The following is an 18,079-nucleotide window of genomic DNA, read 5'->3' as shown; positions in this document are numbered from 1 at the left end:
CTCCCCGGCCGGCCCTCGGTGCGGAGTCGTGAGTGGTGAGGCGCCTCAGAACCCGCCTCACCACCTCACCACCCGCATGCTCATCCCCCGATGAGGAACCGCGCGGCCTGTTCACCCACCCGGACCGCCGGCGCGTTGGTGTTGCCCGTCGGCACCCGGGGCAGCACCGACGCGTCGGCGACGACCAGCCCCTCCAGGCCGTGCACCGCCAGCCGTGGGTTCACGACCGCGTCCGCGGCGGTGCCCATCCGGCAGGTGCCGACCTGGTGGTGGTACGTGATCGCCGTCCGGCGGACGTACTCGCGGATGTCGTCCGACGGCCCCGGGTACAACGGCCGGGCGCCCCATTCCGACGCCAGTGCCGGGGCCCGGCCGACCGCCAGGCACTGCTCCACCGAGGCCACCAGGCTCTCGAAGTCCGCGGGCGCCGACAACGCAGCCAGGTCGATCAGCGGCGAGCCGTCCGGGGCCAGCCGCAGGCTGCCGCGGCTCTCCGGTGTCACCATCCCGGCCATCAGCGAGAACCCGGTCGGCGGCCCGGACATCCACGGCTCGTACATCGGCACGCTGAAGCAGATCGGCTGCGTGTCCGGCACCGCCAGACCCGGCCGGCTGCGCCAGAACCAGTGCACCTGCGTCACCGGCCGGCCCGGCGCCGGCGAGACCTCCCGGCCGGTGGCGAAGATGACCGGGGAGAGCAGGTGATCGTGCAGGTTGCGGCCCACGCCCGGCAGGTCCGCGACGACGTCGATGCCGAGCGCGGCCAGCTCGTCCGCCGGGCCGACGCCGCTGCGGAGCAGGATCGCCGGGGACGCCAGCGCCCCCGCGGCGAGCACCACCAGATCCGCGGACAGCTCCTGCAGCACCCCGTCCAGCGCCACGACCACGCCGGTCACGCGGGAGCCGGAGAACCGCAGCCGGTGCACCAGCGCTCCCGTGTGGACGGTCATCCGGGAGGCCACCGGCGCCCCGTAGGCGTTCCAGGTGGTGAACCGCCGGCCGCCGCGCACGGTGATCCGCTCGACGGACACGCCGTCGAGGGTTCCGCTGTTGTAGTCCGGGTTCAGCGGCAGGCCGACCTCGCGGCAGGCGTCCACCATGGACTGCTGGATCGGGTGCAGCGGCTCGTTCGGGACGACGTCGAGGAGGTCCTTCTCGACGTGGGCGAACACCGGCTCGACGTCGGCCCAGGTCCAGCCGGGCAGGCCCCAGCCGTCGTAGTCGGCCGGGGCGCCGCGGACCCAGATCATCGCGTTGAGCGCGTGCGAACCACCGAGCACCCGGCCGCGCGGCAGGTGCAGCCGCCGGCCGGCCGCGTGCTCCTGCGGGACCGTGTACAGGTCCCAGTCCTCCGGTCCGTGCCACAGCTCCCCGGCCCGCCCGGGGTCGTGGATCGCCGGGTTGACGTCCTCGCCCCCGGCCTCCAGCAGCGTCACCGCCGCGCCCGCGTCCACCAGCCGCCGCGCCACCACCGAACCGGCCGAGCCGGCACCCACCACGATCACGTCCATGCCGCCCAGCCTGACGCGCGGCCCGGAGCTCCCGCGGCATCCCTTCGCGGTCGGTCAACGGGCGTGCGGGAGCGGACAAGACCCACGGCGTCCCGCCGCCCGATACTCGGCTCACCCCAGGCCGAGGAGGACAACGGGATGGCGACACGCCTGTGCATCGACGGACAGTGGACCGAAGCCGGCGGCGGCGCGCTCCCCACCCACGACCCGGCCACCGGGCAGGTCATCGAAGAGGTCGGCACGGCCTCGCGAGCCGACGTCGACGCCGCCGTCGCGGCCGCCCGGCGAGCGCTTTCCGCGCCCGCGTGGGCCGGGCTGCTGCCGGTCCGGCGCGCCGCGCTGCTGTTCCGGCTGGCCGACCTCGTCGAGCAGCACCACGAGGAGCTGGCCCGGCTGGAGACCCTGGACCAGGGCCAGCCGATCGGGGTGTCCCGGCAGGTGAGCGTGACCGGCGCGGCCGAGCACTTCCGCTACTTCGCGGGCTGGGTGACGAAGCTGCAGGGCACCACCAACCCGGTGTCCTTCCCGGACACCCTGCACTACACCCGCCGCGAGCCGGTCGGGGTGAACGCGCTGATCACGCCGTGGAACTTCCCGCTGATGATCCTCGCCTGGAAGCTCGCGCCGGCCCTGGCCACCGGCAACACAGTGGTCATCAAACCCAGCGAGGTGACGCCGCTGACCAGCATCCGCCTGGTCGAGCTGGTCCACGAAGCCGGGATCCCGGCCGGCGTGGTCAACCTCGTCACCGGCGACGGCGCGGTCGGCGCCCTGCTGACCGGACACCCGGACGTGGACCACGTCTCCTACACCGGCTCGACGGCGGTCGGGAAGCTGATCACCGCGGCGAGCGCGGCGTCCAACCTCAAGCGGCTCACCCTCGAACTCGGCGGGAAGGCCCCGAGCATCATCGCGGCCGACGCCGACATCGACGCCGCCGTCGCGGGCAACCTCGCCGGGGCGACGCTCAACACCGGCCAGGTCTGCGCCGCGTACACGCGCTTCTACGTCGACCGCAAGCGCGAACAGGAGTTCGTCGACAAGATGGCGCGCGGCCTGGAGGGGCTCCGGCTCGGGCCCGGTACCGAAGAGACCACACAGCTCGGCCCGCTCGTGTCGGCCAAGCACCGCGAACACGTCGACGTCCTGGTCGGCACCGGCCGTGACCAGGGCGCCGACCTCGTCACCGGCGGCCACCCGGTCGACGGCGACGGCTACTTCTACACCCCGACGCTGTTCGCCGGCGTCCGCGACGACATGGCGATCATGCGCGAGGAGATCTTCGGCCCGGTGCTGGCCGTGACCGCCTACGACGACGGCGACGAGCCCCTGGCCCGGGCCAACGACACCGAGTACGGCCTGGCCGCCACGGTGTGGACCCGCGACCTGCGCACGGCCCAGCGGTACGCCGACGGCATCCGGGCCGGCGCGGTCTTCGTCAACATGCCCCCGATCCCCGACATGGCGGCGCCGTGGGGCGGCTACAAGGCGTCCGGCTGGGGCCGCGAGATGGGGCCGTGGGCCCTCGACGCGTACACCGAGGTCAAGTCCGTCTGGCTGCACTACGGGACCTGAAAGGGGGTTTCCCCGTGCCACCGATCGTATATTATTTTGGATATCTTCCCGAACCGGCAGGCAGGAACCACGGATGACCAGCATCGCGCGGCCCGGCAAGATCATCGCGCTGCACCTGAACTACCGCTCCCGCGCCGCCCAGCGCGGCCGGGTGCCGGAGCAGCCGTCGTACTTCCTCAAGCCGCCGACGTCCGTCGCGGCGAGCGGCGCCGTGCTCGAGCGCCCGGCCGGCACCGAGCTGCTGGGCTTCGAAGGCGAGATCGCGCTGGTCATCGGCCGCACCGCCCGCCGCGTCACGCCCGAAGAAGGCTGGTCGTACGTCGAGGGCGTCACCGCGGCCAACGACTTCGGCGTCTACGACCTCCGGTACGCCGACAAGGGCAGCAACCTGCGGTCCAAGGGCGGCGACGGCTTCACCCCGCTCGGCCCGGCGGTGCTGCCCGCGGCGGACCTCGACCCGGCCGCGCTGCGGCTGCGGACCTGGGTCAACGGCGAGCTCGTCCAGGAGGACACCACCGGCGACCTGCTCTTCGGTTTCGGGCGGCTGGTCGCCGACCTCTCGCAGCTGATCACCCTCGAACCCGGCGACGTCGTCCTGACCGGCACCCCCGCGGGCGCGTCGGTCGTCATCCCCGGCGACGTCGTCGAGGTCGAGGTCGACAGCGGCCGCCACACCACCGGCCGGCTCGTCACGACGATCGCCGGCGGGACCGTCCCGTTCGGACCGTACGGCGCCCTCCCCCGGGTCGACGAGCAGCAGCGCGCGGACGCGTACGGGACGGCCGAGCCGGGGTTCGGGCTGACCGCGGCCCTGAAGGAGCGGATCGAGTCCGTCGGCACCGCCACGCTGTCGGCCCAGCTGCGCAAGCGCGGCTACAACGCCGTGTCGATCGACGGGCTCACCTCGACCCGGCCGGGCGCCCGGCTGACCGGCCGCGCGCGGACCCTGCGGTACCTGCCCTACCGCGAAGACCTGTTCAAGGCCCACGGCGGCGGCTACAACGCGCAGAAGCGCGCGATCGACACGCTCGGCCCGGGCGACGTCCTCGTCATGGAGGCCCGCGGGGAACGCGGCACCGGCACCGTCGGCGACATCCTCGCGCTGCGGGCGCAGGTGCGCGGCGCGGCCGGGATCGTCACCGACGGCGGGGTCCGCGACCTGGCCGCGGTGTCCGCGTTGGACATCCCGACCTACCACGCCGGGCCGCACCCGGCGGTGCTCGGCCGGCGGCACGTGCCGTGGGACGTCGACGTCGCCATCGCCTGCGGCGGCGCCGCGGTCTGCCCCGGCGACGTCATCGTGGGCGACGGCGACGGTGTCCTGGTCATCCCGCCGGACCTCGTCGAAGAAATCGTCGACGCGGCGATCGAGCAGGAGCTGCAGGAGACGTTCATCGCCGAGCAGGTGGCCGCGGGCGAACGCGTCGAGGGGCTCTACCCGATGGACGAGCACTGGCGCGGGAGGTACACCGCATGGCGCGCGAAACGGTGAACGGCGCGGCGATGAGCAAGTCGCGGATCGCCTACCGGTGGATCAAGGCCCGGATCGCCGACGGCACCTTCTCCCCCGGCTACCGGCTGGTCCTCGGGCAGCTCGCGCAGGAGCTCGGCGTCAGCGTGGTGCCGATCCGCGAGGCGATCCGGCTGCTGGAGGCCGAGGGCCTGGTGACCTTCGAGCGCAACGTCGGCGCGCAGGTCGCGATGGTCGACGAAAGCGAGTACCAGCACACCATGCAGACCCTCGCCCTGGTCGAGGGCTACGCCGCCGCGCTCGCCACCCCCGTCCTCCCGGCCGGCGCCCTGGCGAAGGCCCGGGCGCTCAACACCGAACTGGCCGGCTGCCTCGGGCACTTCGAACCGGCCCGGTTCACCGGGCTCAACCGCGACTTCCACGCCGTGCTGTTCGACGCCTGCCCCAACCCGCAGGTGCTCGACCTGGTCCGGCGCGGCTGGGACCGGCTCAGCGGCCTGCGCTCTTCGACGTTCAGCTTCGTGCCCGGGCGCGCCCGCGAATCGGTCGCCGAGCACGAAACCATCCTCGGCCTCCTTGAAAACGGCGCACCCGCCGCCGAAGTCGAACAGGCCGTCCGCGCCCACCGGCTGGCCACCCTGGACGCCTACCTCGCCTACCGCCGCCACTGACGCAGGAAAGGGAAACCCATGCGATTCCGCTCCGACCCCCAGGCCATCCGCGGGTCGATCGCGCCGCTGATGACGCCGTTCACCGCCGAGGGGGCGGTCGACCACGACGGCCTGGCGAACCTCGTGCGCTGGCAGCTCGCTTCCGGCACGCACGGCATCTCGATCGGCGGTTCCACCGGCGAGCCCGGCTCCCAGACGGTGGCCGAGCGCGCCGAGGCGATCCGGACGGTGGCCGCCGAGGTCGGCGACCGCGTCCCGTTCGTGCCTGGCACCGGCTCGGCGAAGCTCGACGAAACCCTGGAGCTGACGGCGCTCGCGCAGGACGCCGGGATCGACGCCGCCCTGGTCATCACGCCGTACTACGCGCGGCCGACGCAGGACGCGCTGTTCGTCTGGTACCGCACGGTCTGCCGGGAGTTCCCCGATCTGCCGATCGTCGCCTACAACGTGCCGAGCCGGACCGCGGTCGACCTCGCGCCGGAGACCGTCGCGCGGCTGTACCGCTCGTGCGAAAACTTCGTCGGGATCAAGGAGACGACGAAGGACTTCGAGCACTTCTCCCGCGTGCTGCACCTGTGCGGCCGGGAACTGCTGGTCTGGTCCGGGATCGAGCTGCTCTGCCTGCCGCTGCTCGCGCTCGGCGGCGCCGGGTTCGTCAGCGCGACGGCCAACATCGCCCCGGCCGCCTGCGCGCAGATGTACACCGCGTGGGAGGCCGGCGACCACGAACGGGCCCGGGAGATCCACTACGGCCTGCACCCGCTCGTCGATCTGCTGTTCGTCGAGACCAACCCTGCGCCGGGCAAGTGGGTCCTGCAGCAGCGCGGGCTGATCGCCTCCGGCCACGTCCGGCCGCCGCTGATCCCGCCGACCGCGAAGGGCGTCGCCCGCATCGAGGACCTCATGACCGAAGGCGCGAAATACCTGTCGCCGACCGAAGGCTTCACCGTGGAAGGCTCTGCCGTGGAAGGAACGCGATGACCCACTACGTCCCGGAAGGACTGCCGGGCGAGCTCAAGCACTACATCGGCGGTGAGCTCGTCGACAGCGTCTCGGGCAGGACGTTCGACGTGCTCGACCCGGTGTCCAACACCCCGTACGTCACAGCGGCCGCGGGCCAGGCCGAGGACGTCGACCGGGCGGTCGCCGCGGCGCGCAAGGCGTTCGTCGAAGGCCCGTGGCCGCGGATGCTGCCGCGGGCCCGGGCCCGGATCCTGAACAAGATCGCCGACGCCGTCGAGGCGCAGGACAAGCGGCTGGCCGAGCTGGAGACGTTCGACACCGGCCTGCCGATCACCCAGGCCCTCGGGCAGGCGCAGCGCGCGGCCGAGAACTTCCGGTTCTTCGCCGACCTCGTCGTCGCCCAGGCCGACGACACCTACCAGGTGCCGGGCCGGCAGGTGAACTACGTACACCGCAAGCCGGTCGGCGTCGCCGGGCTGATCACGCCGTGGAACACGCCGTTCATGCTGGAGAGCTGGAAGCTCGCACCGGCGCTGGCCTCGGGCTGCACGGTGGTGCTCAAGCCGGCCGAGTTCACGCCGCTCTCGGCGAGCCTGTGGGCCGGGATCTTCGCCGGCGCGGGCCTGCCCGATGGCGTGTTCAACCTGGTCAACGGCTACGGCGAGGAAGCGGGTGACGCCCTGGTCAAGCACCCGGACGTCCCGCTGATCTCGTTCACCGGCGAGACCACGACCGGGCAGACGATCTACCGCAACTGCGCCGCCCACCTCAAGGGCATGTCGATGGAGCTGGGCGGCAAGTCCCCGGCGATCGTCTTCGCCGACGCGGACCTCGACGCCGCCATCGACTCGACGTTGTTCGGCGTGTTCTCCCTCAACGGCGAGCGCTGCACGGCGGGCAGCCGGATCCTGGTGGAGCGCCCGATCTACGAGGAATTCTGCGCCCGGTACGCGGAACGGGCGGCGAACATCGTCGTCGGCGACCCGCACGACCCGGCCACCGAGGTCGGCGCCCTGGTGCACCCGGAGCACTACGACAAGGTGATGCGGTACGTCGAGCTGGGCAAGACCGAAGGCCGGCTGCTGGCCGGCGGCGGCCGCCCGTCCGGGTCGGACAGCGGCAACTACGTGGCGCCGACGGTGTTCGCCGACGTACCGTCGACCGCACGGATCTTCCAGGAGGAGATCTTCGGCCCGGTCGTCGCGCTGACCCCGTTCGACACCGAAGCCGAGGCCCTCGCACTGGCCAACGGCGTCAAGTACGGGCTGGCCGCGTACCTGTGGACGGCCGACCTGGAGCGGGCGCACACTTTCGCGCAGTCCGTCGAGGCCGGGATGGTCTGGCTGAACTCGCACAACGTCCGCGACCTGCGGACGCCGTTCGGCGGGGTCAAGGCGTCCGGCCTCGGCCACGAAGGCGGCTACCGCTCGCTCGACTTCTACACCGACCAGCAGGCCATCCACGTTTCGCTCGGGCCGGTCCACACCGCCCGCTTCGGTGCCGTCCGGAAGGGACAGTCATGACCACCACTCCGCCGGACGTCATCCGCTGCGCGTACGCCGAGCTCGTCGTCACGGACCTGGCCGCGTCGCGGGCGTTCTACGTCGACGTGCTCGGGCTCGTCGTCACCCACGAAGACGCCGACGCGTTGTACCTCCGGGCGTTCGAGGAGTACCTGCACCACTCGCTGGTGCTGCGGAAGGGACCGGTGCCCGCGCTGGGCGTGCTGGCCTACCGCGTGCGCACCCCGGCCGACCTCGACCTGGCCGAGGCGTACTACCGCGCGCTCGGCTGCCGGGTCGAGCGCCGGGCGGCGGGCGCCACGCGCGGGATCGGCGAGGCGGTGCGGGTGCTCGACCCGCTCGGGTTCCCGGTGGAGTTCTTCCACGAGGCCGAGCACGTCGAGCGGTTCACCCAGCGCTACGACGTCCACGGCGCCGGCGCCCTGTCGCGGCTGGACCACTTCAACCTCGACACCCCGGACGTCCCGGCGGCCCGGAAGTACTACGAGGGCCTGGGTTTCCGCGTCTCGGAGGACATCCAGGACGAGGAGGGCACGGTGTACGCGGCCTGGATGTTCCGCAAGCCGACGGTGCACGACGTGGCCCTGACCGGTGGCGACGGCCCGCGGCTGCACCACATCGCGTTCGCCTCGCACGAGCGGCACCAGATCCTGCACATCTGCGACCACCTGGGCGCGCTGCGGAAGTCCGGGATGATCGAGCGCGGGCCGGGCCGCCACGGCGTGTCGAACGCGTTCTACCTGTACGTCCGCGACCCGGACGGGCACCGCATCGAGCTCTACACGCACGACTACTACACCGGCGACCCGGACAACCCGGTGATCACCTGGGATGTCCACGACAACCAGCGCCGCGACTGGTGGGGCAACCCGGTGGTGCCGAGCTGGTACACCGACGCGTCGGTCGTGCTGGACCTCGACGGCTCGGTCCAGCCGGTCCTCGAACGGGCCGAGCCGCGCGAAGCCGACGTCACCATCGGCGCCGACGGGTTCTCCTACCGCACCGGTGAAGCGGAGTTCAAGTTAGGCGAGCAGGTGTAGGAACCAGTCGCGGGTGCGGTGCAGGTAGTCGAGCTGGTGGCCGCGTTCACGGAGCGAGTGCCCCTCCCGGGGGTAGACCACGAACTCGTGCTCGCGGTCGCCGAGGGCGTGGTGCAGGAGCTCGCCCTGCGAGAGCGGGACGTTCGTGTCGTCCTCGCCGTGCGCGATGAGCACGGGGGCCGCGATCCGGTCCGCGTAGGTGATCGGGCTGGTTTCGCGGCTGCCGAGGGCGAAGTCGTACCGGCCGTGCTCACCGGTCGCGCCGAGCAGGGGCCAGTCGATGACGCCCGCGTTGACGACGGCCCCCTTGAAGCGATCCGAGTGCGCGACGGCCCAGGCGGCCATGAACCCGCCGTGGCTCCCGCCGGCGATCCCGAGCCGGTCTTCGTCGGCGACGCCCGCTTCGACGAGCAGGTCGATTCCGGTGAGGAGGTCGGTGAACTCCGCACCGCCGACGCCCTTTTCGATGCACGCGGCGAAGGCGTGCCCGTGGCCGAGGCCGCCGCGGGGATTCGGGAGGAACACCGCGAACCCGGCGGCGGCCAGCCACTGGCCGGACCGGGACCAGTGGAGCTGGAACCGGTCGGCGTAGCGGTCGTATGGGCCGCCGTGGACCAGGGTGACCAGCGGGAACGGTCCGTCGGCGCGGGTCCGGCCGGGTGGGAGGATCAGGAGGCCGTCGAGCTCCAAGCCGTCTCCGGCGCGGTAGGACAGGCGTTCCTGGGTGCCCCACCGGATCCCGGGCAGCGGTGGTTCGCCGAGCGGGATGAGCGGGCCGCCGGGTGGTCCGCAGTGGACGGCGTCGGGCTCGGTGGCGGTGCTCGCGACGACGGCGATCCTGCCGGCACTCGCGTTCAGGTCCTCCAGACTGCCGGGCGCGTGGCCGAGTTCGGCGAAGGTGGCGGTGGCGGGGTCGAAGCGCCGGATCGTGGTGTCGAGGCCGTCGGCGAACAGCGCCAGCAGGCCGCCGTCGCCGGACCCGGCCAGCTCGGCCGGGCAGGAGCTCAGCCCGGCGGTGAGGTTCCCGTGGTCACCGGCGTCGAAGACGGCGTTGCCCCCGATCAGCCCGGGCGGGGTCACGCCGAGGTAGGCGAGGCGCCACCCGGTCGCGTCGCGCCACCAGGTGAGCGAGCGGGCCTCCGGCGCCGGGACGCCGAGCTCCTGCCGGGCACCGGTGGCGGGGTCGAGGAGGTGGAGGCCGGGATCGAAGCGCCCCGGCTCCCGGTCGGCGACGGACCAGGTGAGCACGGCGAGGGTGCGGCCGTCCGGCCGGGGCGCGGCTCCGGTGACGTGCCGGCGGCCGAAGTCCCCGAGGGGGCGGACAGCGCGGGTCCGCGGGTCGAGCAGCCAGAGCCGCTGCGGCCGGGCGACGGTGTCCCAGACGGGTGCCTCGGCCGCACCCGGCCGCACCACGCGCACCCGGGGGTCGGCTGTCGCTTCCGTTTCCTCCGGCGCGACGAGCACCACCGCGCCGGTGTCCGGCAGCAGTACGTGATCGTGGATGCCCGGAGGCCAGTCGGTCAGCCGCTCCGGCGTCCCGCCCTCCCGGCGCACCCGGTACAGCTGCGCCGTACCGGGTTCGGCGCGGTCCGACAGGAACCAGATCCACGCCGAATCCGCCGACCAGCGCGGTTCCCGGTCCTCCGCCGGACCCGGGGCGAGTTCACGGGGCAGCTCGCTCCCGTCGGCGGGAGCGAGCCACAGGCCGCTCACCGCGTGCTGTCCCAACCGGCTCACCGGGGCGCTCACGAAGACCACCCATCGGCCGTCCGGGGAAAGCCTCGGCGTCTGCGGCACCGCCCGGTCGACCACGGCCTCCGCCGTCAGCTCCCCCATGCCCCTCAGTCTGCCTAAGCGCGGGCGGCCGGTGCCACCTCCGGGACCAGCGCCAGCAGCTGCTCGTGATCGCCCGCCTCGCGCAGGACCGGGGCGTCCAGGGTGCCGGCGTCCGGGTCGTCCGCGCGGACCGCCGCCAGGAACCGGACCACCGCACGGGGGTCCGGCAGGACTTCGCCGCCGAGGTAGGTCAGGACCGTCGAACCGGTCGTGTCCTCGAGCGCCGCCGCCCAGCCGTGGACCTCGTCCCACACCAGGGCCAGGTCGTGGCCGGGAAACCGGGACAGGCGCCAGTCGAGGGCGATGTAGGCCGCCGCCGGGGTGCCGGTGTCCAGCGTGCAGGACTCCAGGCCCACCCCCACCGCCCGGGCGACCGCCCCCACGTACCCCCGCAACCGCCGCTCGAACGAGAACTCCGTGTCGCGCCCGAAGTCGATCAGAATGCTCAACGCCGCCTCGCTTTCCCCGTCCCGCCGCGGGATCCTCCGCGATCACTCGATCGGGTACCCCGCCGGTGCCGGGGTCAATCCCGGCGAACCGGGCGGCTGTGTCGTCCATCCGGCGACATCCCTGTTGTCATCATTCCGATGACATGTTAGAACAGGAGCACCCGAAGAGAAAGGTGCCGCACCCCCGTGACCGCATCGATCGAACTCCCGACCGGTTACCCGCACCCCGCCGTCCCCGCGCTGCTCGGCTACCTCCGCGACGTCACCGCCGAGCTGGGCATCGGCCTCGAATCGTGCGCCGTCGACCACGACCGCCCGATCTCCGCCTACGTCGCCCTCGACCCCCGGCTGCCGCACTACCCCGGCCGGGACCTGGCCCTGCTCTGGGACGAGGTGCACGGCTGGGCGGCCGCCGTCGAGACGCACTCCGGCGAAGACCTGATCGTCCTGCGCTACCTGGGCGGCCCCACGGTCGCCCCGCCCCCGCGGCGGGTCGCGCGGTTCGTCGCCGCCCTGTACGAGGACGACCACACCGTCGGGCGGCCGGACCCCGTACCGCTGCGGACCGCGGACGACGCCGACGCACTCGCCGCGGTGCTGCGCCGGCCGGCGGCGGCCCGATGACCGCGCCGCTGCCCCTGCCCGAGAGCTTCGCGCTGCGGCTGCGCGGCTACGACCGCGAGCAGGTCGACGAGCGGATCGACGAGCTCCTCGCCGAGATCCGCTGGCTGACGGCCGACCGCGACGCCGCCGTTGCCGGAGCCGAGACGCTCGCGCGGCAGCTCGAACGGGCCCGAACCGAACTCACCGAGCTGAGCGCCCGCACCGACCGGCTCTGCCGCACCCCCGCGGACCCGGCCGCGGTCGGCGACCGCGTCGGGCACCTCCTGGGACTGGCGCGCGCCGAAGCGGACGGGATCGTCGCGACGGCGAAGGAGCGCGCTGCCGCGATCGTCCGGGACGCCGAAGAAGCCGCGCAGCGGCGGACCGCCGACGCCCGCGCGCAGGCGTACCGGATCGTCGCCGGCGCCCGCACCCGCGCGGACCGGCTGGCCGCGGTCGAACGCCGCACGGCCGAGCGGCTGCGGCACGTCGACGCCGTCCTCGCCGACGCGGAGTCGCTGCTGGACGGGCAGCGCCCGCTCCGCGCGGTGGCCTGATCCGGACCGGTTCCCACCCCCCGGGAAGGGCCGGGAAATCGTGCACCGGTGGCACCAGTGCGCCCGCCGTCGGCGTGAGGCAGGATCGGGACGTGACCATCGATCAGGCCGGGGTGCCGGAAGCCCGTCCGGGCCCGGCTTTCCCCGCGCACGAAGCCCGCGTCGACGCCCTGAGACGGCAGCTCACCGCGATCAGCGGCGAAGCGACCGTCCGGTTGGCGAAACGGACGTCGAACCTCTTCCGCTCCCGCGCCGCCGCCAAGCACCCCGGGCTGGACGTCTCCGGGTTCAGCCACGTCCTGCGCGTCGACCCGGAGACCCGCACCGCCGACGTCGAGGGCATGGTCACCTACGAGCAGCTCGTCGACGCGACGCTGCCGCACGGCCTGATGCCGCTGGTGGTGCCGCAGCTCAAGACCATCACGCTCGGCGGCGCGGTCACCGGGCTCGGCATCGAGTCCTCGTCGTTCCGCAACGGCATGCCGCACGAGTCGGTGCTCGAGCTCGAGGTGCTCACCGGGGACGGCCGGATCGTCGTCGCGACGCCGGACAACGAGCACCGCGCCCTGTTCCACGGCTTCCCCAACTCCTACGGCACGCTCGGCTACGCCCTGCGGTTGCGGATCCTCCTGGAGCCGGTGAAGCCGTTCGTCGAGCTCCGGCACGTCCGCTTCCACGACCGGGACACCTACTTCAGCGCCCTTCGCGAAGCCTGCGACGCCGGCGAGCACGACTTCGTCGACGGCACGGTGTTCGGCCCGGACGAGCTGTACCTCACCCTCGGCACGTTCACCGACAGCGCGCCGGCGACCAGCGACTACACCTGGCTGAACATCTACTACCGCTCGATCCGGGAACGCGGAACCGACCACCTCACCGTCCGGGACTACCTCTGGCGCTGGGACACGGACTGGTTCTGGTGCTCGCGGGCGTTCGGCGTCCAGCACAAGCTGCCGCGGCTGCTGCTCGGCCGCCGCCTGCTCCGGTCCTCGGTGTACTGGAAGGCCGTCGCCCTCGACCGCCGGTTCCGGATCGCCGAGCGGCTGCTGAAACTCCGGCGCCTGCCGCCGGAGGAGACGATCGTGCAGGACATCGAGGTCCCGCTCAGCCGGGCCGCGGAGTTCCTCGAGTTCTTCGAACGGGAGATCCCGATCAGCCCGGTCTGGATCTGCCCGCTGCGGCAACGGCCCGGCGGCGTCCGCTGGCCGCTCTACGAACTGGACCCCGAAGAGCTCTACGTCAACTTCGGGTTCTGGTCGGCCGTGCCGCTGGACCCCGGCGAGCGCGACGGCGTGCACAACCGGCTGGTCGAGGCCGAGGTCACCCGGCTCGGCGGCCACAAGTCGCTCTATTCGGACAGCTTCTACACCGAAGACGAGTTCTGGCGGCTCTACAACGGCGACGCCTACCGCGCGCTCAAGCAGGCCTACGACCCGGGCGAGCGGCTGCTCGGCCTCTACGAGAAGTGCGTCCGCCGCCGGTGAAAGGAACGAACGTGACCCAGGACAGCCCCACGGTCGGCGAGGTCTTCGAGCGGCTGCTCGGCCCGCGCGCGACCGTGTCGATCACCGCCTACGACGGCAGCAGCAGCGGCCCGGCCGACGCCCCGGTGGCCATCCGGGTGCGGTCCCCGCTGGCGCTGGACTACCTGATGTCCTCCCCCGGCGACCTCGGCTTGGCCCGCGCGTACGTCGCCGGCGCGCTGGACGTCGAAGGCGACCTCTACACGGCGTTGCACGCACTGGCCGCCCAGGTCGACCAGCTCACCCCGGCCGACCGGGTGTGGCTGCTGCGCAAGCTCGGCCCGCGCCACCTGCGGCCGGTCAAGCCGCCGGCCGAGGAACACCCGAGCCGGTTCCGGCGCGGGCTGACCGCGCTGCGGCACTCGAAGCAACGCGACAGCGAAGCCATCGCCAGCCACTACGACGTGTCCAACCGGTTCTACGAACTGGTCCTCGGCCCGTCGATGGCGTACACGTGCGCGGTGTTCCCGACCGCGGACGCGACGCTGGAAGAGGCCCAGGCGAACAAGTTCGACCTGATCTGCCGCAAGCTCGGCCTCGAGCCGGGAATGCGCCTGCTCGACGTCGGCTGCGGCTGGGGCGGGATGGTCGCGCACGCGGTCCGGCACTACGGCGTCGAGGCGCTCGGTGTCACCCTTTCGCGTGAACAGGCGCAGTGGGCGCAGAAGAACATCGTCGCGCTCGGCCTGGCGGACCGGGCCGAGATCCGGCACCTGGACTACCGGGACGTCACCGAAACGGGGTTCGACGCGATCTCCTCGATCGGGCTCACCGAGCACATCGGCGCGCGCAACGTCCCCGGCTACTTCCGCTTCCTGGCCGCCAAGCTGAAGCCGCACGGCCGGCTGCTCAACCACTGCATCACCAACCCCGATTCCAGCGTCGCCCACCGGTCGCGCGGGTTCATCGACCGGTACGTCTTCCCGGACGGCGAGCTCGAGTCCCCGGGCGAGCTGGTCACGGCCATGCACGACGCCGGGCTGGAGGTGCGGCACTCGGAGAACCTGCGCGAGCACTACGCGAAGACGCTGGCCGGGTGGTGCGCCAACCTGGACGAGCACTGGGACGAGGCGGTCGCCGAGGCCGGTGCCGGGCGCAGCCGCGTGTGGGCGCTCTACCTGGCGGCCTGCCGGCTGGCCTTCGAACGCCGCGAGATCGAGCTGCACCACATCCTGGGCGTCCGGACCGACCGCGAGGGCGGCATGAGCATGCCGCTGCGCCCCGATTGGGGAGTTTGACGACCGGGGGTGGCCTCTTCGGCCCGGTGATGGGATAATGGTCTTGAGACCGGGTGTCCGAACGGGGCATCCAGGCTCACTACAAAGAGTAGGTATGGGTATGGCTCAGGGCAGTGTCAAGTGGTTCAACGGCGAAAAGGGCTTCGGCTTCATCGCGCAGGACGGCGGGGGTCCGGACGTGTTCGTCCACTACTCCGAGATCCAGGGCAGCGGCTTCAAGTCGCTCGACGAGGGTCAGCGCGTGGAGTTCGAAATCGGCCAGGGCCAGAAGGGCCCGCAGGCCCAGCGCGTCAGCGTCATCTGAGCCACGAGGCACCCTAAGGCCCTCGCCCCCTCCGGGGCGGGGGCCTTACTCGTTCCGAGCCACACTGCGGATTCACAACGGTCCGGTAACGTGGAGCACGTCGAGGGGCCCTCGGACGTCGGCGGCCCGCCGGTCTCCCCCCTCGCCCCGTGGCCATCGAGGCCGATCGCCGGCAGGAGCGGCGACGAGCCCGGCCTTCCGCAGACCGCTGATCGCCGGGTGTTCCCGCTCCCCGGCTTCCGCGCGGATCCCCTCCCGCGCGCGCTGACCTCGAAACGAGTACCGCATGACCGCCTCCTTGAAGGCTGCCCGGCCCACCCCCAAACCCGTGCTCGACGGCAAGCAGACGATCCCCGAGCTGATCACCATCCGCACCTTCCTGATCGTCCCGTTCCTCGCGCTCACCGCCGCCGTCCCGGTGTTCTGGGGCTGGGGCGTCAGCTGGCTCGACCTCACCCTCGGCGGCGCGTTCTTCGTGGTGTCGACGCTCGGCATCACCGTCGGCTACCACCGCTACTTCACCCACGGCTCCTTCCGGGCGAAGCGGGTGCTTCGGATCGCGCTGGCCATCGCCGGCGGCCTCGCCGCGCAGGGCCGGTGATCGGCTGGGTCGCCGACCACCGCCGCCACCACGCCTTCTCCGACCGGGACGGCGACCCGCACTCGCCGTGGCTGTTCGGCACGTCCCCGGTGGCGCTGGCCCGTGGCTTCTGGCACGCCCACATGGGCTGGCTCTTCGGCCGCGACAAGACCAACGTCGACCGGTTCGCTCCGGACCTGGCCGCCGACCGCGACCTGCGCGTCGTCGACCGCCTCTTCCCGCTGTGGGTGGTGCTGAGCCTGCTGCTCCCGGCGGTGCTCGGCGGCCTGCTCACGCTGTCGTGGTGGGGCGCGCTGACCGCGTTCCTCTGGGCCGGCCTGGCGCGGATCTCGTTCCAGCACCACGTGACGTGGTCGGTGAACTCGATCTGCCACATGATCGGCGAGCGCCCGTTCGCCAGCCGCGACCGGTCGGCGAACTTCTGGCCGCTGGCCATCCTGTCGATGGGCGAGTCCTGGCACAACACCCACCACGCGGACCCGACCTCGGCCCGCCACGGTGTGCTGCGCGGCCAGCTCGACGTCTCCGCCCGGGTGATCTGGGCGTTCGAGAAGCTGGGCTGGGCGTGGAACGTGCGCTGGCCGACGGCCAAGCGGCTGGCGGCCCTGGCCCGATAACCGTTCGAAAGTCCTTGCCCGCCGCCGCGGGCACGGGTGATCTTGGACGGATGGACACGGTCGCGCTGACGTTCGACGACGGCCCGTACCCCGAGACGACCCCGGGGCTGCTGGCCGCGCTCGGCGGCACGCGGGCGACGTTCTTCCTGTGGGGCGAGCACGCCGCGGCGCACCCGGACCTGGTCCGGGCGATCGCCGCGGCGGGGCACACGATCGGCAACCACACCTGGACGCACCCGCACCTGTCCACGCTGCCCGCGCCCGCCCGCGACCAGGAGGTCCGGCGCACGCAGGACCTCCTGACCCGGCTGACCGGGATCCGCCCGGCCCTGTTCCGGCCGCCCTACGGCGACACGGACGCCGCCGTCCGGGCGATGCTGGCGGACCACGGCCTCACCGAGGTGCTGTGGAGCGTCGACACCCGCGACTGGGCCGGCTGCTCCGCGGACGAGATCGTCGCCGCGGCGGACGGGGTGGAGCCGGGCGGCGTCGTGCTGCTGCACGAAGGCCGCCCGGCCACCCTCGACGCGGTCCCCCGCATCCTCGCCGCGCTCGCCACGCGCGGGCTGCGCCCCGGCCGCGTCCCGGTCAGGGGTTGAGGGCGAAGTACGCCGGCTTCGGACGCAGGTTCTCGTCGAACAGGCAGGCCGCGCCCTCGCCGGGGAAGACGTCCGGCACCCACGAGTGCCGGTCCGTGAAGCCCCACGTCGTGAACTCGACGCACTTGCGGACCGCGTGGCAGCCGTCCCAGAGCTGGCCGAAGTAGCTCGCCTGGGTGGCGAGCTTGGCCGCGTCGGGCGGGGTCGGGATCCGGACGTCCGCCTCGGTGACCGCGGTCTCCACGCCGATCTTGGCGAAGCGGGCCAGGTTCTCGCGGTACTGGCCCGGGAAGCCGTACTGGATCGACAGGTGCCCCTGGATGCCGACGCCGTCGATCGGCACGCCCTGCCGCCGCAGCGTTTTCACCAGGTCGTACACCGCGTCGCTCTTCGGGTTGATCCCTTCGATGTTGTAGTCGTTGATGTAGAGCTTCGCGTGCGGGTCGGCCGCGTGCGCCCAGCGGAAGACGTCGGCCACGAAGCCGTCGCCGAGCTTCTGCCGGAAGACCGTGTCACGCCGGGTGCCGTCCTCGTTGAAGATCTCGTTGACGACGTCCCAGGCGCGGATCTTCCCCTTGTACCGCTTGACTTCCGTGGTGATGTGGTCGCGCAGGATCCGGCGCAGCTCGTCGGCGGGCAGCGCGGCGACCCAGTCCGGGAGCTGGGAGTGCCAGACGAGGGTGTGCCCGCGGATGGTCTTGTGGTGGCTTCGGGCGTACTCGACGATCGCGTCCGCGCCGGACCAGTCGTACGTCCCGCGTACGGCTTCGACCGTGCCCCACTTCATCTCGTTCTCGGGCGTCACGTTGTCGAATTCCCGGGTGAGCACCGCCCGGTAATCGGTTTCCGAGGCCAGGTAGGCCGCCGCCACCGCGCTGCCGACGTAACGGTTCGTGGTGTATTGCAGCGGCACCGACGCCGATGCGGCGGGCGCCTGCCAGACCGTAATACCCATGACGGCCGCAACCGCCATCAGGGCGCGTTTCTTAGGAATTCTT

General features: G+C 72.4%; 16 protein-coding genes and 1 pseudogene. 13 read left to right on the top strand and 4 right to left on the bottom strand.

The window, feature by feature from the left end; all coding sequences use genetic code 11:
- Positions 1-80: 80 nt before the first annotated feature.
- Complete coding sequence (locus C2L59_RS37195) at positions 81-1,511, bottom strand: GMC family oxidoreductase (protein WP_103354270.1); 1,431 nt, start codon at positions 1,509-1,511, stop codon at positions 81-83.
- Between the two features lie 138 nt (positions 1,512-1,649).
- Here C2L59_RS37195 and C2L59_RS37190 point away from each other — a divergent pair, with 138 nt between their 5' ends.
- The 6 genes from C2L59_RS37190 (at position 1,650) to hpaD (ending at position 8,754) form a co-directional block, all read left to right on the top strand.
- Complete coding sequence (locus tag C2L59_RS37190) at positions 1,650-3,086, top strand: aldehyde dehydrogenase (protein WP_103354269.1); 1,437 nt, start codon at positions 1,650-1,652, stop codon at positions 3,084-3,086.
- Between the two features lie 73 nt (positions 3,087-3,159).
- Positions 3,160-4,578, top strand: a complete 1,419-nt coding sequence (locus C2L59_RS37185; RefSeq protein WP_103354268.1) for a fumarylacetoacetate hydrolase family protein — start codon at positions 3,160-3,162, stop codon at positions 4,576-4,578.
- A complete protein-coding gene (locus C2L59_RS37180) occupies positions 4,560-5,228 on the top strand; it encodes a GntR family transcriptional regulator (protein WP_103354266.1) in 669 nt (222 codons plus the stop codon). The genes C2L59_RS37185 and C2L59_RS37180 overlap by 19 nt, the downstream gene beginning before the upstream one ends.
- Before the next feature lie 18 nt (positions 5,229-5,246).
- Positions 5,247-6,209, top strand: a complete 963-nt coding sequence (gene dapA / locus C2L59_RS37175) for a 4-hydroxy-tetrahydrodipicolinate synthase (protein WP_103354264.1) — start codon at positions 5,247-5,249, stop codon at positions 6,207-6,209.
- A complete protein-coding gene (hpaE, locus tag C2L59_RS37170; RefSeq protein WP_103354263.1) occupies positions 6,206-7,714 on the top strand; it encodes a 5-carboxymethyl-2-hydroxymuconate semialdehyde dehydrogenase in 1,509 nt (502 codons plus the stop codon). The genes dapA and hpaE overlap by 4 nt, the downstream gene beginning before the upstream one ends.
- Complete coding sequence (gene hpaD, locus C2L59_RS37165; RefSeq protein ID WP_103354261.1) at positions 7,711-8,754, top strand: 3,4-dihydroxyphenylacetate 2,3-dioxygenase; 1,044 nt, start codon at positions 7,711-7,713, stop codon at positions 8,752-8,754. The genes hpaE and hpaD overlap by 4 nt, the downstream gene beginning before the upstream one ends.
- Here the strand turns inward: hpaD and C2L59_RS37160 are convergent.
- Positions 8,737-10,590 carry a S9 family peptidase gene (locus tag C2L59_RS37160; RefSeq protein ID WP_103354259.1) on the bottom strand — a complete coding sequence of 618 codons (1,854 nt, stop codon included), beginning with the start codon at positions 10,588-10,590 and terminating at the stop codon, positions 8,737-8,739. The two genes, hpaD and C2L59_RS37160, sit on opposite strands and share 18 nt — an antisense overlap.
- Before the next feature lie 14 nt (positions 10,591-10,604).
- Positions 10,605-11,039 carry a DUF6292 family protein gene (locus C2L59_RS37155; protein WP_103354258.1) on the bottom strand — a complete coding sequence of 145 codons (435 nt, stop codon included), beginning with the start codon at positions 11,037-11,039 and terminating at the stop codon, positions 10,605-10,607.
- Between the two features lie 186 nt (positions 11,040-11,225).
- Here C2L59_RS37155 and C2L59_RS37150 point away from each other — a divergent pair, with 186 nt between their 5' ends.
- The 7 genes and pseudogenes from C2L59_RS37150 to C2L59_RS37120 all read left to right on the top strand — a co-directional run bounded on the left by C2L59_RS37150 (position 11,226) and on the right by C2L59_RS37120 (position 17,081).
- Entirely contained in the window at positions 11,226-11,663 is a 438-nt protein-coding gene (locus C2L59_RS37150) for a DUF6292 family protein (RefSeq protein WP_103354256.1), read from the top strand.
- Complete coding sequence (locus tag C2L59_RS37145) at positions 11,660-12,199, top strand: DivIVA domain-containing protein (protein ID WP_103354255.1); 540 nt, start codon at positions 11,660-11,662, stop codon at positions 12,197-12,199. Before C2L59_RS37150 ends, C2L59_RS37145 begins: the two co-directional genes overlap by 4 nt.
- Before the next feature lie 92 nt (positions 12,200-12,291).
- Entirely contained in the window at positions 12,292-13,683 is a 1,392-nt protein-coding gene (locus C2L59_RS37140; RefSeq protein ID WP_103354254.1) for an FAD-binding oxidoreductase, read from the top strand.
- A gap of 11 nt (positions 13,684-13,694) precedes the next feature.
- Positions 13,695-14,960 carry a class I SAM-dependent methyltransferase gene (locus tag C2L59_RS37135; protein ID WP_103354253.1) on the top strand — a complete coding sequence of 422 codons (1,266 nt, stop codon included), beginning with the start codon at positions 13,695-13,697 and terminating at the stop codon, positions 14,958-14,960.
- A gap of 100 nt (positions 14,961-15,060) precedes the next feature.
- Positions 15,061-15,264 (top strand): cold-shock protein, encoded by a 204-nt coding sequence (locus C2L59_RS37130; protein ID WP_004558414.1) that lies wholly within the window; start codon positions 15,061-15,063, stop codon positions 15,262-15,264.
- A 286-nt stretch (positions 15,265-15,550) separates the two neighbouring features.
- Positions 15,551-16,482: pseudogene (locus tag C2L59_RS37125) on the top strand (acyl-CoA desaturase).
- A 50-nt stretch (positions 16,483-16,532) separates the two neighbouring features.
- Positions 16,533-17,081, top strand: coding sequence for a polysaccharide deacetylase family protein (locus tag C2L59_RS37120; protein ID WP_103354252.1), 549 nt, complete (start codon positions 16,533-16,535; stop codon positions 17,079-17,081).
- Here the strand turns inward: C2L59_RS37120 and C2L59_RS37115 are convergent.
- Positions 17,071-18,054, bottom strand: a complete 984-nt coding sequence (locus tag C2L59_RS37115) for an endo-1,4-beta-xylanase (RefSeq protein ID WP_233223885.1) — start codon at positions 18,052-18,054, stop codon at positions 17,071-17,073. The two genes, C2L59_RS37120 and C2L59_RS37115, sit on opposite strands and share 11 nt — an antisense overlap.
- Between the last annotated feature and the right edge of the window lie 25 nt (positions 18,055-18,079).

The organism is Amycolatopsis sp. CA-128772 (assembly GCF_002904295.1).
GTDB lineage: Bacteria > Actinomycetota > Actinomycetes > Mycobacteriales > Pseudonocardiaceae > Amycolatopsis.
The sequence above is the reverse complement of the archived record's forward strand: the minus strand, read 5'-3'. Positions and strand labels throughout refer to the sequence as shown.

Bases quoted from the DNA above. Each gene is read 5' to 3' on its own strand.
- C2L59_RS37185 (WP_103354268.1), top strand. From the start codon at position 3,160: ATGACCAGCATCGCGCGGCCCGGCAAGATCATCGCGCTGCACCTGAAC.
- dapA (WP_103354264.1), top strand. From the start codon at position 5,247: ATGCGATTCCGCTCCGACCCCCAGGCCATCCGCGGGTCGATCGCGCCG.
- C2L59_RS37190 (WP_103354269.1), top strand. From the start codon at position 1,650: ATGGCGACACGCCTGTGCATCGACGGACAGTGGACCGAAGCCGGCGGC.
- hpaE (WP_103354263.1), top strand. From the start codon at position 6,206: ATGACCCACTACGTCCCGGAAGGACTGCCGGGCGAGCTCAAGCACTAC.
- C2L59_RS37145 (WP_103354255.1), top strand. From the start codon at position 11,660: ATGACCGCGCCGCTGCCCCTGCCCGAGAGCTTCGCGCTGCGGCTGCGC.
- C2L59_RS37180 (WP_103354266.1), top strand. From the start codon at position 4,560: ATGGCGCGCGAAACGGTGAACGGCGCGGCGATGAGCAAGTCGCGGATC.
- C2L59_RS37120 (WP_103354252.1), top strand. From the start codon at position 16,533: ATGGACACGGTCGCGCTGACGTTCGACGACGGCCCGTACCCCGAGACG.
- C2L59_RS37160 (WP_103354259.1), bottom strand. From the start codon at position 10,590: ATGGGGGAGCTGACGGCGGAGGCCGTGGTCGACCGGGCGGTGCCGCAG.
- hpaD (WP_103354261.1), top strand. From the start codon at position 7,711: ATGACCACCACTCCGCCGGACGTCATCCGCTGCGCGTACGCCGAGCTC.
- C2L59_RS37130 (WP_004558414.1), top strand. From the start codon at position 15,061: ATGGCTCAGGGCAGTGTCAAGTGGTTCAACGGCGAAAAGGGCTTCGGC.
- C2L59_RS37195 (WP_103354270.1), bottom strand. From the start codon at position 1,511: ATGGACGTGATCGTGGTGGGTGCCGGCTCGGCCGGTTCGGTGGTGGCG.
- C2L59_RS37115 (WP_233223885.1), bottom strand. From the start codon at position 18,054: ATGGCGGTTGCGGCCGTCATGGGTATTACGGTCTGGCAGGCGCCCGCC.